The 21054-nt window shown below is 38.0% G+C and carries 20 protein-coding genes and 1 other annotated feature; of the genes, 6 read left to right on the top strand and 14 right to left on the bottom strand.

All coding sequences use genetic code 11. The features are described from left to right. Positions 1-147: 147 nt before the first annotated feature. Together O0550_RS12325 and O0550_RS12320 are read right to left on the bottom strand one after the other, a co-directional pair. Complete coding sequence (locus tag O0550_RS12325) at positions 148-807, bottom strand: class I SAM-dependent methyltransferase (RefSeq protein ID WP_003346121.1); 660 nt, start codon at positions 805-807, stop codon at positions 148-150. 221 nt (positions 808-1028) lie between these two features. Further along, positions 1029-1841, bottom strand: a complete 813-nt coding sequence (locus O0550_RS12320) for a nucleotidyltransferase domain-containing protein (RefSeq protein ID WP_003346120.1) — start codon at positions 1839-1841, stop codon at positions 1029-1031. A 231-nt stretch (positions 1842-2072) separates the two neighbouring features. Between O0550_RS12320 and O0550_RS12315 the strand changes: the two genes are divergently transcribed. Continuing rightward, positions 2073-2630, top strand: a complete 558-nt coding sequence (locus O0550_RS12315; protein WP_022586332.1) for a hypothetical protein — start codon at positions 2073-2075, stop codon at positions 2628-2630. 336 nt (positions 2631-2966) lie between these two features. Here the strand turns inward: O0550_RS12315 and O0550_RS12310 are convergent, their stop codons facing one another. Next, positions 2967-3446: a YbaK/EbsC family protein gene (locus O0550_RS12310; protein WP_003346118.1), complete on the bottom strand. Its 480-nt coding sequence runs from the start codon at positions 3444-3446 to the stop codon at positions 2967-2969. Positions 3447-4044: 598 nt separating this feature from the next. Then, on the bottom strand, positions 4045-5391 hold the full coding sequence (locus O0550_RS12305) for a sodium-dependent transporter (RefSeq protein ID WP_003346116.1): 1347 nt from the start codon (positions 5389-5391) through the stop codon (positions 4045-4047). Between the two features lie 110 nt (positions 5392-5501). Continuing rightward, positions 5502-5750: a binding site (T-box leader), on the bottom strand. Positions 5751-6220: 470 nt separating this feature from the next. Between O0550_RS12305 and O0550_RS12300 the strand changes: the two genes are divergently transcribed. Further along, on the top strand, positions 6221-6763 hold the full coding sequence (locus O0550_RS12300) for a GNAT family N-acetyltransferase (protein ID WP_101667372.1): 543 nt from the start codon (positions 6221-6223) through the stop codon (positions 6761-6763). A gap of 81 nt (positions 6764-6844) precedes the next feature. On the opposite strand, the gene O0550_RS12295 is transcribed toward O0550_RS12300, so the two are convergent. From O0550_RS12295 to O0550_RS12280, 4 genes are all read right to left on the bottom strand, one after another. Then, positions 6845-7825 (bottom strand): ABC transporter substrate-binding protein, encoded by a 981-nt coding sequence (locus O0550_RS12295; RefSeq protein ID WP_258426439.1) that lies wholly within the window; start codon positions 7823-7825, stop codon positions 6845-6847. A gap of 125 nt (positions 7826-7950) precedes the next feature. Next, positions 7951-8586: a restriction endonuclease gene (locus O0550_RS12290; RefSeq protein ID WP_258426438.1), complete on the bottom strand. Its 636-nt coding sequence runs from the start codon at positions 8584-8586 to the stop codon at positions 7951-7953. 286 nt (positions 8587-8872) lie between these two features. Beyond that, complete coding sequence (locus O0550_RS12285) at positions 8873-10189, bottom strand: hypothetical protein (protein WP_258426437.1); 1317 nt, start codon at positions 10187-10189, stop codon at positions 8873-8875. 380 nt (positions 10190-10569) lie between these two features. Continuing rightward, on the bottom strand, positions 10570-12540 hold the full coding sequence (locus O0550_RS12280; protein ID WP_258426436.1) for a methyl-accepting chemotaxis protein: 1971 nt from the start codon (positions 12538-12540) through the stop codon (positions 10570-10572). Positions 12541-12897: 357 nt separating this feature from the next. Between O0550_RS12280 and O0550_RS12275 the strand changes: the two genes are divergently transcribed. Further along, positions 12898-13266 (top strand): YybH family protein, encoded by a 369-nt coding sequence (locus O0550_RS12275; RefSeq protein WP_258426435.1) that lies wholly within the window; start codon positions 12898-12900, stop codon positions 13264-13266. A gap of 28 nt (positions 13267-13294) precedes the next feature. Here O0550_RS12275 and O0550_RS12270 read toward each other — a convergent pair whose 3' ends face one another. The 4 genes from O0550_RS12270 to O0550_RS12255 all read right to left on the bottom strand — a co-directional run bounded on the left by O0550_RS12270 (position 13295) and on the right by O0550_RS12255 (position 15511). Continuing rightward, positions 13295-13849, bottom strand: coding sequence for a GNAT family N-acetyltransferase (locus O0550_RS12270; protein ID WP_258426434.1), 555 nt, complete (start codon positions 13847-13849; stop codon positions 13295-13297). Positions 13850-13865: 16 nt separating this feature from the next. After that, positions 13866-14504 carry a TetR/AcrR family transcriptional regulator gene (locus O0550_RS12265; RefSeq protein ID WP_258426433.1) on the bottom strand — a complete coding sequence of 213 codons (639 nt, stop codon included), beginning with the start codon at positions 14502-14504 and terminating at the stop codon, positions 13866-13868. Positions 14505-14693: 189 nt separating this feature from the next. Next, a complete protein-coding gene (locus O0550_RS12260; protein ID WP_022586325.1) occupies positions 14694-15017 on the bottom strand; it encodes a hypothetical protein in 324 nt (107 codons plus the stop codon). A gap of 23 nt (positions 15018-15040) precedes the next feature. Beyond that, positions 15041-15511 carry a hypothetical protein gene (locus tag O0550_RS12255; RefSeq protein ID WP_003335596.1) on the bottom strand — a complete coding sequence of 157 codons (471 nt, stop codon included), beginning with the start codon at positions 15509-15511 and terminating at the stop codon, positions 15041-15043. Between the two features lie 895 nt (positions 15512-16406). On the opposite strand from O0550_RS12255, the gene O0550_RS12250 reads away from it, so the two are divergent. Both O0550_RS12250 and O0550_RS12245 read left to right on the top strand, forming a co-directional pair. Next, positions 16407-16979, top strand: coding sequence for a hypothetical protein (locus tag O0550_RS12250; protein WP_121473388.1), 573 nt, complete (start codon positions 16407-16409; stop codon positions 16977-16979). 635 nt (positions 16980-17614) lie between these two features. Beyond that, entirely contained in the window at positions 17615-17971 is a 357-nt protein-coding gene (locus O0550_RS12245) for an MmcQ/YjbR family DNA-binding protein (RefSeq protein WP_096888376.1), read from the top strand. A gap of 59 nt (positions 17972-18030) precedes the next feature. On the opposite strand, the gene O0550_RS12240 is transcribed toward O0550_RS12245, so the two are convergent. Beyond that, positions 18031-19140, bottom strand: a complete 1110-nt coding sequence (locus O0550_RS12240; RefSeq protein ID WP_258426432.1) for a hypothetical protein — start codon at positions 19138-19140, stop codon at positions 18031-18033. Continuing rightward, on the bottom strand, positions 19124-19657 hold the full coding sequence (locus tag O0550_RS12235; RefSeq protein ID WP_258426431.1) for an RNA polymerase sigma factor: 534 nt from the start codon (positions 19655-19657) through the stop codon (positions 19124-19126). The genes O0550_RS12240 and O0550_RS12235 overlap by 17 nt, the downstream gene beginning before the upstream one ends. A 432-nt stretch (positions 19658-20089) precedes the next feature. Between O0550_RS12235 and O0550_RS12230 the strand changes: the two genes are divergently transcribed. Further along, positions 20090-20833 carry a suppressor of fused domain protein gene (locus O0550_RS12230; protein WP_004432653.1) on the top strand — a complete coding sequence of 248 codons (744 nt, stop codon included), beginning with the start codon at positions 20090-20092 and terminating at the stop codon, positions 20831-20833. Positions 20834-21054 lie beyond the last annotated feature (221 nt).

Raw genomic sequence — 21054 nt, 5'->3', positions numbered from 1 at the left:
ATGAAATAGATCGTTTACCGTTACATGACAATGATAGCTGTTTGATTACATTTTCTCTGCCACTTGCCGGTGAAAGGCAACCACTTCACGGATTTTTTTCCATTGTAAAAAATAAGTCTGGAAACAACACAAAAAACCCGCCCCTATTTAGGCGGGTTTTCTTGCTGAGTAGGCACGAAGGGAGCCTGCTCTTGTCTTAAAATCACCTATTGGTCGAACATTCTCAAACCCGGTGTCTTTAAGAAGTTCAGGAAGAACGTCTGTAACATGATCTGCTGTAGTTTCAAAGCCATCTAATAGCTGCACGGTAAAAAACGCTGCCCTCATTACTACATTATGAGGCTTACCAAAGTCAATGATGTGTACTTCTCCACCCGGACGCAGGGTTCGCCATAATTCTTGCAGCGTACTACGCTTCATCTCCCGAGACAGATGATGGAAGAACAGACTAGAAAAAACATGATCGAGGTGATTATCCTCAAAGGGAAGCTCATACGACATTCCTTGTCGAAAGGTAAGAGCTACCTGTTGTTCCTCTGCCTTATTTCTAGCTATGGATAGTATGTTAGGATCGGCATCTAGTCCAATTACTTCTGCATGTGGCTGTTCCTGCTTGAGCATAAGAGTCAAGGTACCTGTTCCGCAAGCCAAATCCAAGATGCGTTGCTCTGGCATCAAATTCGCTTGACTCACAAGATGCCCTTTGAAGGCTATTTCCTTCATTCCCCACAACGAAGGGTCATACAATCGGGTCAACCAATGAAATTTTAAAGCCGGAATATAGTCTTGATTTCCTGTGCTTTTCATCTATTCTCTTCCCCTTCAACCTGAAATTTCCATTCCAATGCTTACAAGCAAGTTGCGAAAAACACATAGTAGCAAACCGACAACTTATTACTTAAAAGTATGGTAGAAACCCAACGGAGCGAATGATACATAATCTGGGAAGTGACTAAACTTTTGGAAATATTTCCATAATTAAATGATAGTGATAATCATTATCTTTGTCAATATTCTATTCCGTCCTATCATTCCAAATGACTATCATTCGTAAAAAAATGCAGATTACAAAAAGTAATCATGTATGCTATAAAATTCCTTGTTTCTCGCGCTCTCTTTATTCTGGAAGAAAAATACGATGGTTCATTTTTTCTGTTACGAATTCTCAAGGTTTCTCTAAGAAGTAGGTGCCAGTCAGAGGGCAGAACCTGAAGTGCATGCTCTACTGCTTTATTCTTTGGAATAATTTCTTGATCCTTTAAGGTGTAATAAATGCGGCACAAGGTTACTACAGCGTCTTCAATCCACTCATCAAACAAGAAAAAAATCCGGCTTTTCCCCTTTTTAGCCCAATATTCATTTATGTTATAATGCATTGTCGCATGAACATCCTGCCACTCTGTAGCAATTCCTAATTCATTTATCCTTTTACCCGCAATCGTTATTCCATAATGCTTTAATGTCCACCACGTCACATGATTGCTATCCCAGTGCCCCTCTTTTTTAAAAACTCCACTAGCGCAGCATGGGTAAGGCTGTAAGGATTTATTATCTCGTCCAATGTCATCAAGGCTGATATACATACCGTCTAATTTTTGGGCAAGTGGATTATCCTTCTTTAGCTTATGATGTAGCTTGCTTACTCTTTCAAGCTCTTCGTGCGTTAATCTTCTTTTTACAATTGTCATGAAATCTATATCACTTTTATGCTCATCAAATGCTGACAAAGCGATCGAACCATATAAATAAATCCCTTCTATCACATCAGTTAATTCAGACAGTAATACGTCACTATACTCTTGTAATAAAGGTCTAATCTTTTTTGGTATCTTTTCATCCATAGCTAGAATCCTCATTTCTTTTTAAGTACCTACCAAATAATACACCAAATATTTGAACTATTCATCTTTATTATGCTATATTTGATAAAATAATAAATTCATTTCAAAAGGAGTTTCATATGAAGCCGAATAAGAAGTAACGTGTTGTCAATTTCTTAAAAAAAGCACGAGCACCACCTCCATATCCACTCATTTTAGCGTTATGAAAATGAAATTATGGAGGAATCAATGATGAGTAAACCAGAAATGCATGTTGCTTTAGTCTGCGGGCCTGATTCTGATATGGATACACAAGCAATCCGAGCTACTTTGGAGTATTTTGGCGCAAGAGTCTTTACGTATTGGATAGGTAGACCAAATGATTTCACTGCCATCTTATCGGGTGAGGACTTATATCCCAATACTGACATGATTATTCTCAATTTCCACGGAGATGAAGGGAAATTCATCATGCCGGAGCTAGGAGAAGACGTGTATGATGCAGATGAGGTACCGGGCAACTTTGGACCAGAGGAAATTTCTCGTTTTGCCAGATTGGAAGGGAAAATCGTTGTTGCTAACGGATGTTCGTTAGGCGATCCTGAACTGGCAAAAGCATTCCTACATTGTGGATGCCAAACGTATATTGGTCCAAACGACTATCCAGATGGAAATGCCGCGCTACTATTTGTTTCGCGATTTTTCTACGAGATCATCCAAAACAAGAAAAGCATTCAAGAGGCCTTCCAAGTAAGCAAGGCGATGGATGATGAAAACATGTCGATGTATCAAATCTATGAAAACCAGTAATAGATAGCTCATTATCACAAAACAAATGAATTTAGCATGTAAAAAGCCCTGATCTGCTTCAGGGCTTTTTACGTCCTACGAATTATCTTTTTGAGATAAAAAAATCTGGGGATGTAATGGCAAATAGACAAGTTCAGGAGCTTGATGACCGTTCTGCCACATGCAAACAAACGTAACTGGATGCCTCTTCAGGTACTCTTGTGCAGAGCTCGGTACAGATATCTCCGCTTTCCCAGATTTGGGCGCTATCTTTCGTATAAATGATTCTGCGCACAACGAGACCAAACGTAATGAGAATCACGAAAAGACCTATGAATGTTACATGAGAAACCGAATCTAGTTTGAATCCGCCCACCCTTTACATACATCAATCCACTGTATATATTGCGAGTACTCTTCCAACTCTTCTATCGTTAATTCAATGGCACTATTTGCACTACCGCAGGCAGGAAAAACCGTTGTAAAGCGTTTCAGTGATTGATCTAAATAAACCTCAACGCCTTTATTGACTGCAAATGGGCATACACCGCCTACCGCATGACCAATTAGGGTTTCTACTTCACTTGCGTCAAGCATTTTCGCTTTTTCTCCAAACTGGCGTTTATATTTCTGGTTATCAATTTTACCGTCACCTGCTGCAACAATCAGTATAACCTTGCTCTCTAATGTAAAAGAAAGTGTTTTTGCGATTCTCTGTGGCTCACAGTGTAAGGCTTGTGCTGCCAGCTCTACTGTTGCACTAGATTTTGGAACCTCTATAATTCTATCTTCCATACCATATTGTGCAAAATATGATTTGACTCTTTCTAGCGACATCTTTCTTTTCCATCCTTTTTACAGATTTTATTCCTTGCTAGGCAGCAATTTCAACTCCCTACTTTTTATTTGTACTGATTATAACAACCAAATCGTATGGTTAAAATGTCAAAATTGTATGCAAGACAATTATCAGGAGGCTCAATCAACATGCCAGTTAATTCATTTAATAATTATCCTATATCATGGAAACCAGATAAAAGGGAATTTGAGTTCCCCATTATATCTCTCAATCGCAAGCTTATTGGAATACACCTGATAACAAAATTGCAGTGGACAGCTATGCTTATCCAAATCTCATTGAGCTAGCCAACATGCGAACATTCAGCCCATCCCCGTTGCGGGAGATGCATTAGGAATGCTACCAGATCAGTTAGATTTTGCAACACCTCTAAAATACGCCATACGTAAGCTCGTTCACCGCTACAAAAGCAGGAACAGCAAAAAGTCGATTATCCTTAGCATACAGGAAATCGACTTTTTGCTGTTTTATGATTTACTTAACGTGTTTTTAAAATGCTGGCTGTACCCCTCTCCTATTTTAAGGAAAGAATTAGAAAAATATATAACGTCAGAATTTTACTGAATATTTAAACTCTTAAAACTGAATAATACCAACCGCATTCAAAAAAACAATAATAATCGCAATTGGAGCAACAAATCGAAGCAAGAATGCCCAGCAAGTAAACAGGGTCTTTCCGTAGTTTCCACCTACGAAGAATTCAGCTTCTAGTATCTTTTTCTCCATTTTAAACGAAACGAAAATACTAATTAGCAAAGCTCCAAGTGGCATTAAAATATTAAGTGAGAAAAAGTCTACTGCATCAAAAATGTTTTTACCAAAGATGGTAATATCACTCCATATACCAAATGAAAGTGCTGACGGAATACCTACTAAGAAAATGCAAAGCCCCATTACCCATGCTAATTTTTTTCTTCTTTCTTGCTGTCCATTCGCTAGCGCTGAAACAACTGTTTCAAGTAAAGAAAATGCAGATGTTAAAGTTGCAAAGGTGAATAGTGCAAGAAATACGGTTAAGAAGAAGCTTCCAAATGGAATCTGGCTAAACACGGATGGTAAAATGATAAATAGCAATCCCGGTCCCTCTGTTGGTTCCATTCCCAATGAAAATACTGCTGGAAAAATAGCAAGGCCGGCAAAAAGAGAAACAAATAAATTCAATCCAACAATCGTTATGGCTGATCGTGGCAAGCTTTCTTTTTTATTTAAATAAGAGCTATACGTAATCATAATGGAAATCCCAATACTAATCGCAAAGAATGATTGACCCATTGCGAATAAAATACTTTCTGAAGTAATTTTTGAGAAATCAGGTTGTAAGAAAAACGTAACACCCTTCATTGCACCATCAAGTGTTAATGAACGAATAATAAGAGCCAAAAATAGAATGAACAATGCTGGTAACATGTATTTACTTGCTTTTTCAATTCCATTTTGTACACCTTTTGATACAACAAATATCGTAATAAACATAAAAGCAAAATGCCCGACAATGGCCCAAACTGGGTTCCCAATTGTTTCTGTAAATAGCGCCGCATAATTTTGCTGTGGTGCAATAATCTGTCCTGTAATTCCTCTGAATAAATAGACTAATATCCAACCGCCAACAACACTGTAGAATGATAGCAAAATAAAGCAAGTACCTACCCCAAGACGTCCAATCCAGTGCCACCCTGTATTTGGTGCAATATTTTTAAAAGCTTGAATTGCTTGTTTTTGTGTACTACGCCCTATCATAAATTCAGCTATCAATAGCGGAAGGCCTATTAATACAGTAAACAAGATAAAGATTAAAAAGAATGCTCCTCCCCCGCTCTTTCCAGCAATATATGGAAACTTCCATATTGCGCCAAGGCCAATCGCAGAGCCTGCTGCTGCCATGATAAATCCTAATTTCGACGTCCATTGCTCCGTCTGTTTCATTACATTTCCCCCTAATTAAATTACTTTATATGAATAAACATATTATTGATCAAGCAAAAAACCTCCATTTCTTCCTGTATAAAATAAAAAAGGCCCAGCATCTCTTTATATAAAGAGACGCCAAGCCATTTACTTAACGCGGTACCACTCTTATTGATTCCATAATGAATCCACTTAGTAGTAATCGTTTGATTACAAACCTGATATCGAAGGTTAGTCGTTAAGATTTACTAAGAAGTATACTTCCGTTCCACCTTACTGCTCCTAGGCGAGTTCAAGATGTTATTTGACTATGTCGCACCAACCCATAGCTCTCTGCACAAATACATGTCTTTACTATTCCTATTCATAGCATTCAATATTCCGAATATATTTCCGTTTGAAATTACTACGAATTATACTAAGGTATATGTACGACTGTCAAGCAAGATATTGATTTTTTTGTCGAAAAAAAATTTACCAAAAAAGAATTTCTCATTCATGAGAGATTAATTGATCGTCTCCTTTTCAAAGGGACATCCGATGAAAAAAACTAGAATTCATTGATGTTCAAGCTGTCGAGCGTAACCATTCAACCTGACAGAAGGAATCTATCAGGCACAGGTAGAAGTTATTTTTAAGCAAGCAAAGGCCCCACCCACGATTTGCTTTAAGACACAAGATTGCAACACCATAGCAAATAGGATACAAGAACAGCCTGTCATTACAACCAGCCCGAAAGCATTCTTGATAATCATCCCGAACATATATCTGAACATTCAAGTAAATAGACTGGCATTGTGTGGCACCGGCTTGCCCTTTGATTTAAATACATATCTGGAGGAGAAATATGGCTATCACCTATTGGACAGGACAAAAGATTTCTTTACGAGCATTGGAGCCTGAGGATGAGAGTATTTTTGATTTATTAGATGATGAAATCCTACGAAATATGAATTCACTCCACTTTCCTCGTTCCCAAGCAAAAAGAAAGGAATGGATAGAGGAACAAGCTGAGGAAGAAGACGCTTTTCGGTTTATTGCTATAGATCAAACCAACGCGGTCGTAGGCATAATCGAAACCTTTGATTGTGATAGAAGAAATGGTACGTTCGATTACTATTTAGCCGTCTTTGATCCCCATCGAGGCAAGGGCTATGCTACAGAAATGATCGTGATGGTTATGCGTTTTTTCTTTCTAGAGCTGTCCTATCAAAAAGTGAACACTACCGTTTATTCGTTTAATAAGCCTTCTATCTGCATGCATAAAAAACTAGGATTCGTTAAAGAAGGACAGCTACGAAATATCATTTTTACAAAAGGAGCCTATTATGATGGCATCTGCTTCGGAATGACAAGACAAGAGTTCGAAACTTTATACGGTAATGACTGATCTTCTTTGATAGGGTACTCTCCCAAAATAGAAAACACCCCACCAGAGCATAGCTCTACAAGTGGGGTGTTAATCCGCTCGCTATTTTTTCATTTCCTTGCTTCTTTCCAGCAGCATGTCAACGATTAGATCTATCTGTCCAGTAATAGCGATTGGATCATAGCGATAAAACGTATCAAAATCGTTATAGAATAACGTATTGTTTTTAGACGCTTTTAGATTTTTCCAAACGGCTGAGGATTTTAATTGCTTTAATGCTTCTCCCTTTTTCTCAGGATCATAGGTTGTCAAGAACATGTAATCGGCAGCATACTGCGGTAGCATTTCCATAGATAGCTGTAGCGTCTGTTCCTCCGCTTTATTCTTGGCATGCGGCATTTTAAGCTTCAGTGCGTTATAGATTGCCTGTCCGCCTCGACCAGCGTTATCTCCGAAAATCCACAGCTCTCCCTTATCGGTCAGCTCATAAAGTCCAAAGGTAGCATTCTCGTCAATAACACCCTTTAGCTTCTCGCGACCCTCCGCCGCCTTTTTATCAAATGCAGCGATAAATTCCTCTGCCTTTTCCTTTTCCCCAGCAATGTCACCAAACAATCTGACTGTTTCATAGATGTTAGTGGCCGTCCCATATGGGATGTGCAGGGTAGGAGCAATTTTGGATAATGCTTCATAGTTTTCATCCTTCATAACAACAATCAAATCAGGCTTTAGCTGCAATGTTTTCTCTGTACTTATAGGCTCTCCGATATCAGTAGCCCCTTTGAGAAGATCGGTTAAGAACGGATTTTTGAAAGCAGTTGGCTCAACACCGACAACATTTGCCCCCACAGAAAGCAATTCCCCACCGTAAAAATCAGTAACGATTCGTTTTGGCTTTACAGGAATGTTTACAACTCCCTTTTTCGTTTCAAAGCTGCGCATTCCCTCAGCAGTTGTTTCCTTTTCCTTTGCTGTAGAAGCACTATTGCTTGTCGTACTACTCGTGTTGCCACAAGCAGTCATCAGAACTAACAGCATGATAAGCATCGCTGTAATGAAGAAGAATGACTTTTTCCTTAACATGGACTCTCTCCCCAATATGTACTAACAAGGTTTTTTTGATAATGATTCTCATTTTTGTAGTAAATGTATCAGACAACGATATCTAGTGTCAATATGCAGATACTACTGAATCACAAAACCCAAAATCATATTCCTCGTATTAGCTTTTCCGCCCTTTTATCCTTTTTCATTTCTCGACTTGAATCTGTATAATCAGTCCATGAGTCCAAAATTACTCTAGGCTCTGCTTCAATTATATTTTTTGCCTTTTCTAAATCCCCTTGTTTGAAAGCTGCGATAATGGAGATTAAATCCGTACGATCTAACAATTTTACATGGTTAACCCCTGCCAGAGTCTCACATGAATCCGTATAGGTAGATGTTGCAATCAAAATGGACTTCTTCGCTTTATAAAATCTCATCGAGGAATATACCTCTTGCACACCACTAATTCCTACTACATTATCAATCTTATAACGTTTCGCTTGCACAACATTACGAACCCCAGAGCGATCTGTAAATACTAGGTCAGCCCCAAAGTCTCTGCTCCCGACTGTTTTATACACCTCTTTATAGCCTAATGCATGAAACAGTCTATACAAATAGATCTCAAATTCTGAGCCATCCAGCATGTTATCTATATCATGGATATCGATAGACAATGGATCAATATCATTCGTTATTTGTCTCGTATTTGGGGATTTTTTGAGGAAACTCCCGAATTTCAGAAATATTACAACACCTATAATCAGAATCAAAAGCAAGAAAAACATCCATTCCATCTTGTATTCTCCTATCAATGAATTTTCATAGCTACATATAAAAAAGTAGCTATGATCTGCTTTGAGGACTAGTTTGCATCTACCAATAACCCCCATTTTAATCCTTGATTATTATATAATAATTGTAAAAATAAGTAACTTAAAAAAAGAAAAGCACCTCAATGAGATGCTTTTCATCGTATATGCATACCTACAGCCCTGCCACAGCAACTACTACCATACTGTCACAAACAATCTAATAGTGTTTTGTGGCTCTTAATTTATGTAGGTAGTTTAATTCTTTTTATTATTCATTCTCCGTAACTTTGAAAATAGAGTTTTCGGAAGCAAACTTCACATGATGCAACCCGATTTTTTTATGCTCCCATTTTTCCTTATTTGTTACTTTTACTTTATCTCCTACTTTAAAGAAATGACCTTTTGGAAGAAGAACATCTACATTTTCTGTTTTTCCTTCGTTGCTTTTGTACTCAACAATAACATAATCACTGTCTGATTCTGTGATCGAACCAATTATAAAGTCTTCTCCTTCCTTCTCAGCAACTTTAGAAATAGAATCTCCTGAAGCAAACATTGCATTATTTGGTCCAATTTTTTTATGCTCCCATTTTGACTTATTCGTTACTCTCACTTTATCCCCGGCTTTATAGGAGTGAGCTTCCGTAAAGAGAACATCTACTATCTCCGTTTTGCCTTCGTTGCTTTTGTATTCCACTGTAGCATAACCATAATCACTATCTGAATCTATGACCGTTCCGATTATAAAGTCTTCCGCTTCTTTCTCAGCACCTTTAGAAATAGGGTCTTCGGAGTCATTCTCCGTAACTTTGAAAATAGAGTTTTCGGAAGCAAACTTCACATGATGCAACCCGATTTTTTTATGCTCCCATTTTTCCTTATTTGTTACTTTTACTTTATCTCCTACTTTAAAGAAATGACCTTTTGGAAGAAGAACATCTACATTTTCTGTTTTTCCTTCGTTGCTGTTGTACTCAACAATAACATAATCACTGTCTGATTCTGTGATCGAACCAATTATAAAGTCTTCTCCTTCCTTCTCAGCAACTTTAGAAATAGAGTCTCCTGAAGCAAACATTGCATTATTTGGTCCAATTTTTTTATGCTCCCATTTTGACTTATTCGTTACTCTCACTTTATCCCCGGCTTTATAGGAGTGAGCTTCCGTAAAGAGAACATCTACTGTCTCCGTTTTTCCTTCGTTGCTTTTGTATTCCACTGTAGCATAACCATAATCACTATCTGAATCTATGACCGTTCCGATTATAAAGTCTTCCGCTTCTTTCTCAGCACCTTTAGAACTATATGAAGAATATATATCAACTGAATCGCCTATATTTATATTTGTAAGCACATTAGCAGGCACATTTTCAGTAAAGATTGTAAGCCCCTGATTTGTTTTTCCAGTAACAATTCCTGTATATTTCTCCCTTTGCTGTTGGAAAAGAGTTTGTTGTGAATTACCTTCTGCAATAGAAAGACTCGAAGGGATAGCTGCACTCGCTGTTATAACCTCTAACCCTGGAAGGTTCGCCCCCAATAAGGTTCCGACACTTAATACGCCTGTTAAAACTAGCTTTTTCATAGTTGCATCTTCTCCATTCCTTATTTTTTTGCTAGATCTAGTCAAATTTTCATCTAATTCCCTTAAGGTTGTAATAATTATAGTTACACATTGTTTTTTAAGTCAACAAAAAAAACCTTACACTTTTGTAAGGGAGAAATGAATATAAAGACACAGATATATATAGCTCATTCTTATTGATACATCACTTTCGCTTCTTCTTTTCCTCCCTATTTCTTCAAAAAATCCCCTCCTAGTCAATACAGCAAGGTGTGTTACTTCTTCCTGTCTACTAAGAGGGGAAAATATCAGAAAAGATCTATTACTACTGCTCCACCCTCATAGGGTGATAGCTACAAATGACTGGCTTTCTCCATTTTGTATTTCCCTAGATCGTTCCCCTAGATTTTAAACTTTGCCAATAACCCCTGAAGCTCCTCAGCCATGTCTGCCAAGGAAGCAGCGGCATGGGTGATTTCCTCCATTGTCGCGAGCTGTTCCTCTGTGGATGCAGAAACCTCCTGCGTGCTTGATGCCGCTGTTTCTGCTACCTCCGTAATCATTTCCATGGAACTGACCATTTCCTTCGATCCCTCTGACAATTGTTTAATCGCTGCTGTAACCTCCTGAATTTGGGCTGTTACCTGTTCTACCGTTACTTGAATCAGTTCGAAGGAATCTCCAGCTGTATTAATCAGGTTGATCCCCTCTTCCGCTTCTTGGGTGGCCAAATCCATCGAATGGACAGCTTGATTCGTCTCTTCCTGAATGCTCATAATCAGCTTATCCACTTGTTCAGCCGAATGGGTCGATTGCTCTGCTAATAATCGGACTTCATTCGCAACAACAGCGAATCCCCGACCATGCTCGCCTGCTCGTGCTGCTTCAATCGCTGCATTTAATGCTAACAAATTGGTTTGAGTAGCGATATTTGCGATAACGTCAACAATTTTTCCGATTTCCTCAGAACGCTCACCCAAGCCCTTAATGACACTTGCCACTTTTTTAACTGTATGATTAATGGAACTCATCTGTTCTACTGCTGTCTGAATCGAATGACTGCCTTCTGTTGCTTTAACAGATGCTTCAATCGCTTTAGCTGTTACCTCTTCAGAATGAGAGGCCATTTGCTCTACACCCAGTGACATGCGCTGTACGGTTTCCGAGGTTTCTTCTACACTATGAAATTGCTTTTCTACCCCGGTGGCTAATAACTGGATTGTCGTGCTGATTTGCTCTGTAGCTTTGCTTGTCTGATCTGCATTTGCAGTTAACTCTTCAGCCGAAGCGGCTACCTGATCTGCACTAAAACCTACTTGCCCAATCAGATTGCGAAGATTAGTCTGCATCTGCTGGAACGATTGAGACAGTAATCCAATCTCGTCCTCCCCGTTCATGCTAATCGTTTCAGTTAAATCTCCTTCACTAATTTTACGGGAGGCCTTAATTAATCTTTTCAACGGTTTGGTAATGGAAAGTATGACAAAGATCATCAAAATTGTACCTGCAAGTAAAGCCACTGCAATAACAACTAGAGTTTGAGTAAAGATAGGCTGAGCTGCCTCTTGAATCTCGGAGGAGAACATATTTCCGGCTATCTTCCAACCCGTTACTTTATTTGTTTCAAATGCGATAAACTCATTTGACTCATCTAGTTTTATCTGACCTGACTTCTTGGCAAATAATTCATCTTCCCACTTCTCCTTAAAATCAGTTCCGCTTTTTGTCGTGGGATGAACCAAATATTTGCCTGTTTGATCGATGATAAATGCGTAGCCCTGTTTCCCGATTTTAACCTGTTGAACGATCTCGGACAGATTATCTAAATTCAAATTTATTGCTATTACCCCGGAATTATCCTCAAGTGTTTTCGCAATGGTTACGACCACCTTGCCCGTGGATGCTGATACGTAGGGCTCCGTAATAATAACTTGTCCTTTTTTCGCGATAGCTTCCTGGTACCAAGGTCTATTTCTTGGATCATAGTCGGCAGCCATTTTCTGAATAGGCTCTTGTATCATTACTCCATCTTTGGTTCCTACGAAAACACTAACCAATTCGGAATGCAAAGCGTAATATTGCTTCAATCTTTCTCTTATGGGAGCTTGTAGGCCACCCTGTAAAAGTGGTTCGGTGATTTGCTTGGAAAAGTACGTGATATCATGGATTTTGGGATCAATCGTATCGTTGATAATTTGATCCAGCATATTAACACTTCTAATACCGAAATTGTTAATTTCCTCCTCCATTTTGTCTGCTGCAACTTGATAAGACATCATACCAATTACAATACTTGGAATGATTAAAATAAGTGCAAAGGAGAAAATTAATTTTCTTCTAATCGTCAAAGTAAATGTAAATTTCCGTGCCATATTTTTAGGTTTCCTCTCCATGCATTTTTTTCGTCGTTTTAATGTTTATCGGAAAAAAAATTCACGGAGAATATAGCTATTTCACATTCTTGTTGTGGTAATAAATGACAGGCAAAAAACAGGATACCTATAGGCCTTAATGGAGTTCCTAGATGATCAAAATAAGGAAAAAAATGACACGTACTTTTCCTCCTGAAGCTTAGAGAAAACAGCGTCGACCACACATCGAAAGTAAACCTAGTTCCTTACTTTTTAAAGTAAAAGATATTTTGAACTATTTTCACTCTCAATCTTGATAAACGATAGTTAAAAAATTATAATTTAACTTAAAATTCAAAATAAAGGCAGGGTACGTACATGGAGATATTAGATAAATATATAGAAGCAACCAACACCCACAACTTCAGTGAAGTGAAAAAATTACTGCATCCAACTGCCATTTACTACTTTTCCAATCACACCTGTACTACTCACCAAGAAATACAAGCATATTTTGAAATCGCTTGGTCCATCATTCAAAACGAGATTTATAAAGCCCAAGATATTCAATGGCTACATGTAGGTAATGACTCTGCAACCTGCACGTATACATATTGCTATGAAGGCTATATGAATGGCGAGTATACCAGCGGGCAAGGAAGAGCGACAAATGTATTCGTCAAAGAATCTACTGAATGGTTGCTTATTCATGAACATTTAAGTCCTTTACCTGCAAAAAAGCTCTAGAAATCTAGACCTTTTGCGTAGCTTTCGCCTATTCACTAACAGCGGCATTTGTAGCAATATACTCTCTTTGGAGTATCCCCATGTGAAAAATGTCGCTCCATTTTCCATCTCGAAAAATGTATTCTCGTGAAATTCCTTCGTGCTTAAATCCCACTCTTTCATATAAGGCAATGGCTTTTTTGTTAAAAGAAAACACTCGTAATGATACGCGGTGTAGGTTTAATTCTAAAAAGGCATAATCCAGTAGCAGCTTCATTGCTTCTGCTCCATAGCCTTTTCCCCAATACGCCTTCTCCCCAATGTCGATGATGCACTCAGCATTCCGATTCTTATAATCAAGTTGAATGAGTGAGACGATCCCAATAGGGGTTTCCGACTCCTTTTCGATAATCATATAGCTTTTCGATGTACTTGCTCCCAAAATGACCTGATTCACAAATTCTTCTGTGCTATCAAATGTAAACAGATCAAGAGATGGATTGGTAGTTTGCATGACTTCCATATCATTTCTCCATCTATGATAGATAGCTACATCGTCGGCAGTCATTTTTCTAAAATACATTCTTGTGGATTGAAACAGCATCGCCTTGCTCCCCCTTTTACGTATTGTCTGCTAATTTTTCTTCAATCGGACAAAGCATTTCATTTAATGAAAACAGCAAAACCTCCAATTGCTCCTTCACCTTTGTTTTTTCTGGCCCCAAATGAGCGGTATCTAGCATTAAACCATCCATAAATGAAATGAGATAAAGCGAAATAGACTCAACTGGAATACGCGGACAAATATCCCCCTGCTCGATTCCTTTGCGAAAAAAAGCGATTATTACCTCAGCTAGCCGTTGATAGCGTGCGGTGACATAAGGATAGCTATCTCGATTCTTGCGATAATTCGTTGATAAAAAAAACTCCGAATTAGCCAGCAGAAGAGATTGATTAAGCCTTTGCATTTCCTGCTGCTGCCGATTAACCCACTTGGTTATCTGTTGCCAGGATGTGCCGTTCTCATCTAGACGAAAAAACATCGCATCCTTTTCATCCTCAGCATGAAGCAGTTCAAGATACACATGCTCGATGTTATCGAAGTACGAATACAAAGCTCCTCTCGAAACATCTGCCTCGTCCATGATGTCTTGCATCGTCGCTCGTGTATATCCCTTTTCCACAAACACCCGTTTTGCCGCCTGTAACAAATCCATTTTCTTTTGTTTTTTGTATTCCTCGCTTACTCTTGGAGCCATAGTGGTTCAAGCCTCCTATAAAATATACACTGTTGTCGTTTTTGTTGGTAAGTTTATTATAAAAGACATCAATGTCGTTTTCAATAAAAAGAAGGAAAAAGCCCCCATTCAATTTTGCTCTATAAAAAGAAAAAAGAGCAGCTATATCACCGCCGCTCCAATATCCTATATTTTATTCTAGATGGATGCTTAAGGTTGTCCCATAAATTCTGTAAGCTTTGCAAAATTACCTTGCTTTCTCATACCTTCTATCATTTTATTGATTGAAGCTTTCGAAAACTGAAAATTTAACTCTAAGGTAGAATAGACTAACTCCTGAGTTATAGTGGATGCATCCAAAATATGCGCAAACTCTGGAACCGAGTCGCGTATTTTTCGGTCATACTCAGCGGTAATTAGGTCGCCTGTTAGCTTATCAGAAAGTAAATAAAGAAGAATATGAAGCTTAGATTGCTGGTCAGGTGATACGTTCTGTTCGATTAGCCAATCATAGTAGGTATGTTTTTCGCGCAATAGGGTTCCCCCTCAGCTATTCTCTAGGCTACGAACCAGAGAAGCCACTCTATAGCAACAACAATCTCCTGGATTGTTCCATCAGAAAGATTGGAGTTGGCCTTCAAAAAGTTCCTTAGCTGATCTTTTAGATAAACAATAGCGTATTCTTCTTTTTGTTCCCATCCTTTGATGATTCCCTCCAGATGATCTGCTATTTTATTAGACCATCTTTTAAAGGATTGAGCCGCCGTAGGAGATAGCTGACTAATCGCTCTTTCTAACGTAGCGCCCCCTTTTCTAATGTGTTTAATGACTATTTGTACACCTTCTTTTGTAATATGAGTCTTCCATCCATAGGTCCCTACCTGTTGTGCCCCGACCTCACTGTTCGGTACTACTACAGCCTGCTGTACGGAGGATGTGGTTGATGCTGAAACAGGAACTGCTAGAGATACAGCCAATAGTGACGTAGACAAAAGACTTACAATCATTTTTTTAGATTGTTTACGCATAAATCTACCTCCATCCCAATGTAACTTACACCATTATCATAATTAGGTGATAATTGTAAGTAAATGGGTCTTATCTACCAAATGTTAACCTTTTACTATGCGAGATTAACATTTAGTAGATGTAATTTATATATAGTATTCGTTAACTGGTGCAATGTGACTAGATTGAGAGAAATCCACCTTGTTTTTTAGTCATACAAAAAAACATGAATGTTTGATTCATGCTTGGTTTTCCTGTTTTTATGCCAATGTATGATTACTACTCCTATCACCATAATCTAGTAGATGAAAGCTAAATACCCTTATAGGAAAAGGTGACATTTTATCCACATTCATATACTTATACTAAACAAATAGCAATTTTTCAATCGTCGTTTTTTTGCTTAATCCAAATAGAACAAATATACTTCACTACCTATAAATACGATTACATTCCTTTGGAGTTAGTTTGTAAATAAATGATAGAGGTGACCAAATGCATATGAATCTGATCCATTATACCCAGTGAAATTAGTAGCGGGATATTTTTCCAGTTTCAGTTACTATTTTGGTGTTTTATGCTTCACATTGTCGATGTAAAATGTAAAAGCTCCGTTTGCAACAAGTATATGAGGATACTCGCGCAGCTTATCGCTGTCATGTGTTATAGCAACACTTCAAAAAAGCTATCGCATTCTTTTTTATCGGTGAAAGCATGTCATATTTTGTTTAAAACGAAACAGGGTTTCTCCTTTTTTATTTTGAAGGAAAACTTCAAGACATCAGGCAAAATACCATATAGGAGGCAATAAGCGGTTTTATCACATATAGTGGATTTTCTGGAAATAACGCATCTTGAATTGGTTATTTTTGTAATATTTGTTATAATAAAACAAAAAGGAGGATGATTCTTTTGATGAAAAGATTTTCGTTAGGCTTATTGGCACTTCTTACTACCTTAAGCATGACAACATCTGCTTTTGCATCAATTGAGAGCACGACGACTTCTCCTATTGAACAAAGCACGGAATATACCTACACCTGCCATGGAGTTACCTTTGCTGGCCCCAATCCATTGAGTGAGCATCAATTGGAGAGTATGTATGAGAGCATGATGAATGAAATTCGAACATCAATCATCGACGGACCTGGTGGAAGTGCAGAAATTGTCTATGGTCCAAAATACGATTATTATGACCATAGTGTCCACAGAGAAATGGCTGACATTATTGTTTCTTGGGTGGCAGAAAAGATTCCGATTCCAACAAAAAAATTAAAAAAGGCACTATTAGGTTGGACTATTGCGAAGCTTTCCGCATGGAGCAAGAAAACATTAGCTGATACTTATGTTGGATATTGGGTTTGGAAGGTACAGGATTCTGACATACAATCTGATATTTACTACGAGACTGTTGTTCATTACAAAGATGAGAATTTTAAGAAGCCGAAAAAAGTAGAGTATTACGAAATAGACCGAAAAAAGTGGTAATCCATATCTAAAAATGGGAGTATCTCTTTCGTTTTTAGGAATTGGGAGGAACACATATGAACCATGAAAAAAGATACTCCATGTTTATCTTTTTTGTTTTTATTAGTATATGTATAAAGCTGAATTATTGGGTCGATTTCCTATTTACTAACTTTTATCTTGCATCAATAATTGAGCTATCCATCATTTTTCTTATCCTTACATTCTTCGATTCGTTTCTGACCAATGCAGTTAAACGGTTTTGTGAAAGATATAACATCAGACTGGTTTATCTTTATCTAGTCTACATTGTCTTATATTTGGTTGTGTTTGGAGTAATCATCCCTTTACCCACCTGATTCATTCCTAGGCAAAATATAATTCATTCCACCCAAATTGCTTTCAACAACGGGTCAGCTTATCCCTCTGCTGATCATAAGATGAACTAAATGATAATAGTCCAATCCTACTCCTTCCTTAGGTTGTCCTCCTGTTTGTACTTTTTCCATGTAGCATCAACAAGCCTCGTGCCTTCTGCTTTTTCATGATAAAATCCTTGCAATACCTCCAATCTCTTATTTCTCTCAATAGTCCCTTACATCGAAGGTAGCCATCGGTGATAAAATGAAAAAAATGCGTGCAGAAAGGAGCTTATCATGGAAAAAGCCGCACTGGAAGCCTATTGTCTGAAGCACCCGGGAGCCGTTCATGATTACAAAGCGGAATGGGAAGCAGATCGTTATCAGGTAGGAGGAAAAATGTTTGCAATGCTTGGTGGAGATTCTAACGCAAAGCCTATCCTATCCTTAAAATGCGATCCAGCTCGAGCCGAACAGCTACGAGAAACATATGAGGGGATTATTCCTGGTTACTACTTGAATAAAAGTCATTGGAATTCTATTTATTTAGATGCCGATATTCCTGCTGAATTGTGGGAGAAGCTGATTACTCATTCTTATGAATTGGTTTTTCATAAGCTACCTAAAAACATTCAAAAGGAATTAGTAAAATAGTGCTGTCAAAAGGACAAAAAGCTACTGACAAAGTATGCTAGTCAGTAGCTTTTGCTTATTTACCGAACGTGGACTTGGATACCACTAACATTACCACCGTCCGCTCTATCAATCGCTCTATCAGTAAATACAGATACGGCCGGTTTCCCCGGACTCTGAAATACATAGCCTCCCCAATGGTCACCACCATCAACCTTATACCCAGTAACATCTATTCCAGTTATGTTTTTGATGAGCGGTTTGCCCACTGACATTGCTTCGTCTATTGATTTGATACTATAACGATCAGTTCTATAATATACATTATACACTTGGCCTGTTTTTGCTCCAATCTGAACAGAATATTTGTCGTAATACTTATCTTCCTTATTGGAGAGCGTCCACATATCTTCTTTTTCATCGGAGGACTTTTTGGCATGATTAAATGAGAAATCATTTTTATTTGAAAGTTTCATTAACGCTTTTTGAGCTATGGACACATACTTTTTATCCACATTACCCAGATTGTAATCTAAAGAGTAATGGGTCACTTTATTTGTATTCAGATCGACACTAATGCTCTGGTTAACTTCTGACATAAGAGTCATGCCTGTTCCTGATTTGTTTTTATAAAGATGAACCATTCGAAAATTATCATGTAGATTCGTTTCCTTAATCCGATTTCGTGCGGTCTCTACATATTGTTGATAGATATTCGGTAGCTCATCTATATTATATTTCGCCGTGACGCCTGTAACCTCTGTGGTTCCAGCTTTAAACCACACCATTGACTCTCGATCCTCTGTCTCTAACGTATAGGAATCAGTGTGTTTATCCAACTTTTCAAAATGAAAATCCTTATTAATCCCAAACGCTTTTTTTATTTCTGTTTGAGCAGCCGTAATATACTTTTGCTCTATTACATCCTTATTTCCTGATGTGTCTATTGAAGAAGAGGTTTCTACTGAAGAAGAGAATGGCTTCATCCAGATAAAAGCAAATAACGCTGCACATGTGATAAGTCCTTTTGCCGCCCATCCCAAATATGCGTTCCGTCTTTTTTGTTTTTGCATCATTCTTCTCTCCTTTCGTATGTTTTCTACTATCACTTGCTTGCGCTCCCAAGAAAGGATCTGATTGGGGAAATGATTTAACTCTTCCAATATCATTTGTTCATCTTGTGACGGCATCTTGAATCACCTCCGAAACAGGAACATTCCGTTTTTTTTGAACAGCTTTTATCGCCCTATGTAAAGTGAGATTTACTTTGGCTTCGCTCCAGCCCAATACCTCCGCAGTCTCCCTACTAGATAATCCCTTGATACCACGCAATATCAGTACGTCCCTATAAGATCGTTTCAACTGATTGATGATGTTATAGAGAAAACGTTTATTCTCGCTTAATTCTAAAGATTCTTCAGGTGTTTTATCAGGTGAAACGAGATGCTGCAGGAATATATCCGGCAGCCAGCTTATTAATTTTGTCTTACGCTTTTCATCAATGGCGACATTTCTAGCAATGGCAAACAGCCATGTTTTGGGATTTGCAATCTCGGTATAATGGATAGCCTTTATGGCACGAATAAAGGTCTCTTGTACAAGATCGTCTATATCCGTCCGCCCCGTATAAAAGACGAGAAAACGATATATATCAGTGCTGTATGCTAGAAACCATTGTTCAATACGTGCTCCAGCATTGTCATCCAATTGTGTTCCACCTCCTTATCACTGTATAGACGGAAGAGCTTCTGCTGATCTTTCACTTTTATTATAAAAATTTTTTCGGCTCCTCTTCTCTTGCCGGGAGATAGGTTATAGCGCTGTACGATACGATCTGGAAAATCATTTTTTCACCAAGTCATTCATGTGAAACTTTACAATGAATTTCCTCATTTTACTTGCTATTTTATAAAGCATTTACTTAAATATAAATGTGTGGGCAAACATGTGATGTAAAGCAAGTCCCTTCGTTCTTGTAATATTTTCATAATCTTCATTTAATATGTACAAATGAAATACATAGGTAAAGAAGGAATAGAACAGCATACGCTTCTCTAGTTTACAAAACAAGATGAGAAGCACAAGAAGACTTCAAAGAAATTTGTTGAAGACAAATAATAAAAAAGGGGAAAAGGTTAGATGAATTTTTTAAAAAAGATATTCGGCGGCAAGAACAACGGAGAAAAATCAAAGGATGGCACTACGATTTACAAATATGAAGAATCAGCTAGCTATTCTCCTCCAGCTCCAATGGAATATGTAGAGGAAATCGTGGAACACTTTGAAGCAGTATTTCCCGGAAGAGAAAGCAGTGTTTTTCATGAAATTATATCTGATACCATACATATTGATGTGAATATATTGAAGCCCACAGAAGAAGAGCCCTTTTGGGTCCTATATACTACCGGTATGAGTGATTTACCAATGACAATACCAGACGAGGTGCAGGAGGAGCTTGATGATCAAATCGATCGAGCAGAGGTTATGATGTTTCTGCCAGCTTCTTGGGAATTAACACAGGAATCGATGCAGGATGAAAATAATTATTGGCCGATCAGATTGATGAAGCAGATGGCTCGTTTTCCTCATCAGTATAATACCTGGTTGGGATATGGACATACCATCCCCAATTATCAGGACTATGAACCATATGCAGATTCAACAGGGTTAAACGGAGTGGTTATCTTCCAGTTAAAAGAGGAAATCAGCGTCATTCCAACAAAGGATGGCAATAAGGTTACTGCCTATTTCCTGCTGCCTTTATATAAAGAGGAAATGGAATATAAATTAGAGCATGGCATGGATGCGTTGATGGAAAAATTATCGGAGTTAGGAGATGAAGTGCTGGTTTTACAGCCGAATAGAAGGAATACTTGTGGGTAGTTTAGTTAGGTATCAAGAGCAAGGTCTTTTTCAATTTTGATTTACATGCGGAAAACTACTCAAGTTATGTTTGGCAGTCATATGTTATTTCTAGTTTTATAAAAATAGGCAACACGAAAAGCCCTTGGGATTCAAGGGTGTTTTTGTGTTTAAGTTTAGAACAGATGTTATCTTTTGATATATCAACTTTCTAGTACAACAGGCCAAACTTCTCCTGATTT

This window comes from Brevibacillus halotolerans (assembly GCF_026891775.1).
In the GTDB taxonomy this organism is placed as follows: Bacteria; Bacillota; Bacilli; order Brevibacillales; family Brevibacillaceae; genus Brevibacillus_B; species Brevibacillus_B halotolerans.
The sequence above is the reverse complement of the archived record's forward strand: the minus strand, read 5'-3'. Positions and strand labels throughout refer to the sequence as shown.

Excerpts from the sequence above, each read along its gene's own strand:
- O0550_RS12270 (WP_258426434.1), bottom strand. The coding sequence starts at position 13,849 with ATGCTGTTTCAATCCACAAGAATGTATTTTAGAAAAATGACTGCCGAC.
- O0550_RS12255 (WP_003335596.1), bottom strand. The coding sequence starts at position 15,511 with ATGCGTAAACAATCTAAAAAAATGATTGTAAGTCTTTTGTCTACGTCA.
- O0550_RS12285 (WP_258426437.1), bottom strand. The coding sequence starts at position 10,189 with ATGAAAAAGCTAGTTTTAACAGGCGTATTAAGTGTCGGAACCTTATTG.
- O0550_RS12230 (WP_004432653.1), top strand. The coding sequence starts at position 20,090 with ATGAATTTTTTAAAAAAGATATTCGGCGGCAAGAACAACGGAGAAAAA.
- O0550_RS12245 (WP_096888376.1), top strand. The coding sequence starts at position 17,615 with ATGGAAAAAGCCGCACTGGAAGCCTATTGTCTGAAGCACCCGGGAGCC.
- O0550_RS12300 (WP_101667372.1), top strand. The coding sequence starts at position 6,221 with ATGGCTATCACCTATTGGACAGGACAAAAGATTTCTTTACGAGCATTG.
- O0550_RS12250 (WP_121473388.1), top strand. The coding sequence starts at position 16,407 with ATGAAAAGATTTTCGTTAGGCTTATTGGCACTTCTTACTACCTTAAGC.
- O0550_RS12305 (WP_003346116.1), bottom strand. The coding sequence starts at position 5,391 with ATGAAACAGACGGAGCAATGGACGTCGAAATTAGGATTTATCATGGCA.
- O0550_RS12310 (WP_003346118.1), bottom strand. The coding sequence starts at position 3,446 with ATGTCGCTAGAAAGAGTCAAATCATATTTTGCACAATATGGTATGGAA.
- O0550_RS12290 (WP_258426438.1), bottom strand. The coding sequence starts at position 8,586 with ATGGAATGGATGTTTTTCTTGCTTTTGATTCTGATTATAGGTGTTGTA.
- O0550_RS12320 (WP_003346120.1), bottom strand. The coding sequence starts at position 1,841 with ATGGATGAAAAGATACCAAAAAAGATTAGACCTTTATTACAAGAGTAT.
- O0550_RS12295 (WP_258426439.1), bottom strand. The coding sequence starts at position 7,825 with ATGTTAAGGAAAAAGTCATTCTTCTTCATTACAGCGATGCTTATCATG.
- O0550_RS12265 (WP_258426433.1), bottom strand. The coding sequence starts at position 14,504 with ATGGCTCCAAGAGTAAGCGAGGAATACAAAAAACAAAAGAAAATGGAT.
- O0550_RS12280 (WP_258426436.1), bottom strand. The coding sequence starts at position 12,540 with ATGGCACGGAAATTTACATTTACTTTGACGATTAGAAGAAAATTAATT.
- O0550_RS12275 (WP_258426435.1), top strand. The coding sequence starts at position 12,898 with ATGGAGATATTAGATAAATATATAGAAGCAACCAACACCCACAACTTC.
- O0550_RS12240 (WP_258426432.1), bottom strand. The coding sequence starts at position 19,140 with ATGCCGTCACAAGATGAACAAATGATATTGGAAGAGTTAAATCATTTC.
- O0550_RS12315 (WP_022586332.1), top strand. The coding sequence starts at position 2,073 with ATGAGTAAACCAGAAATGCATGTTGCTTTAGTCTGCGGGCCTGATTCT.
- O0550_RS12325 (WP_003346121.1), bottom strand. The coding sequence starts at position 807 with ATGAAAAGCACAGGAAATCAAGACTATATTCCGGCTTTAAAATTTCAT.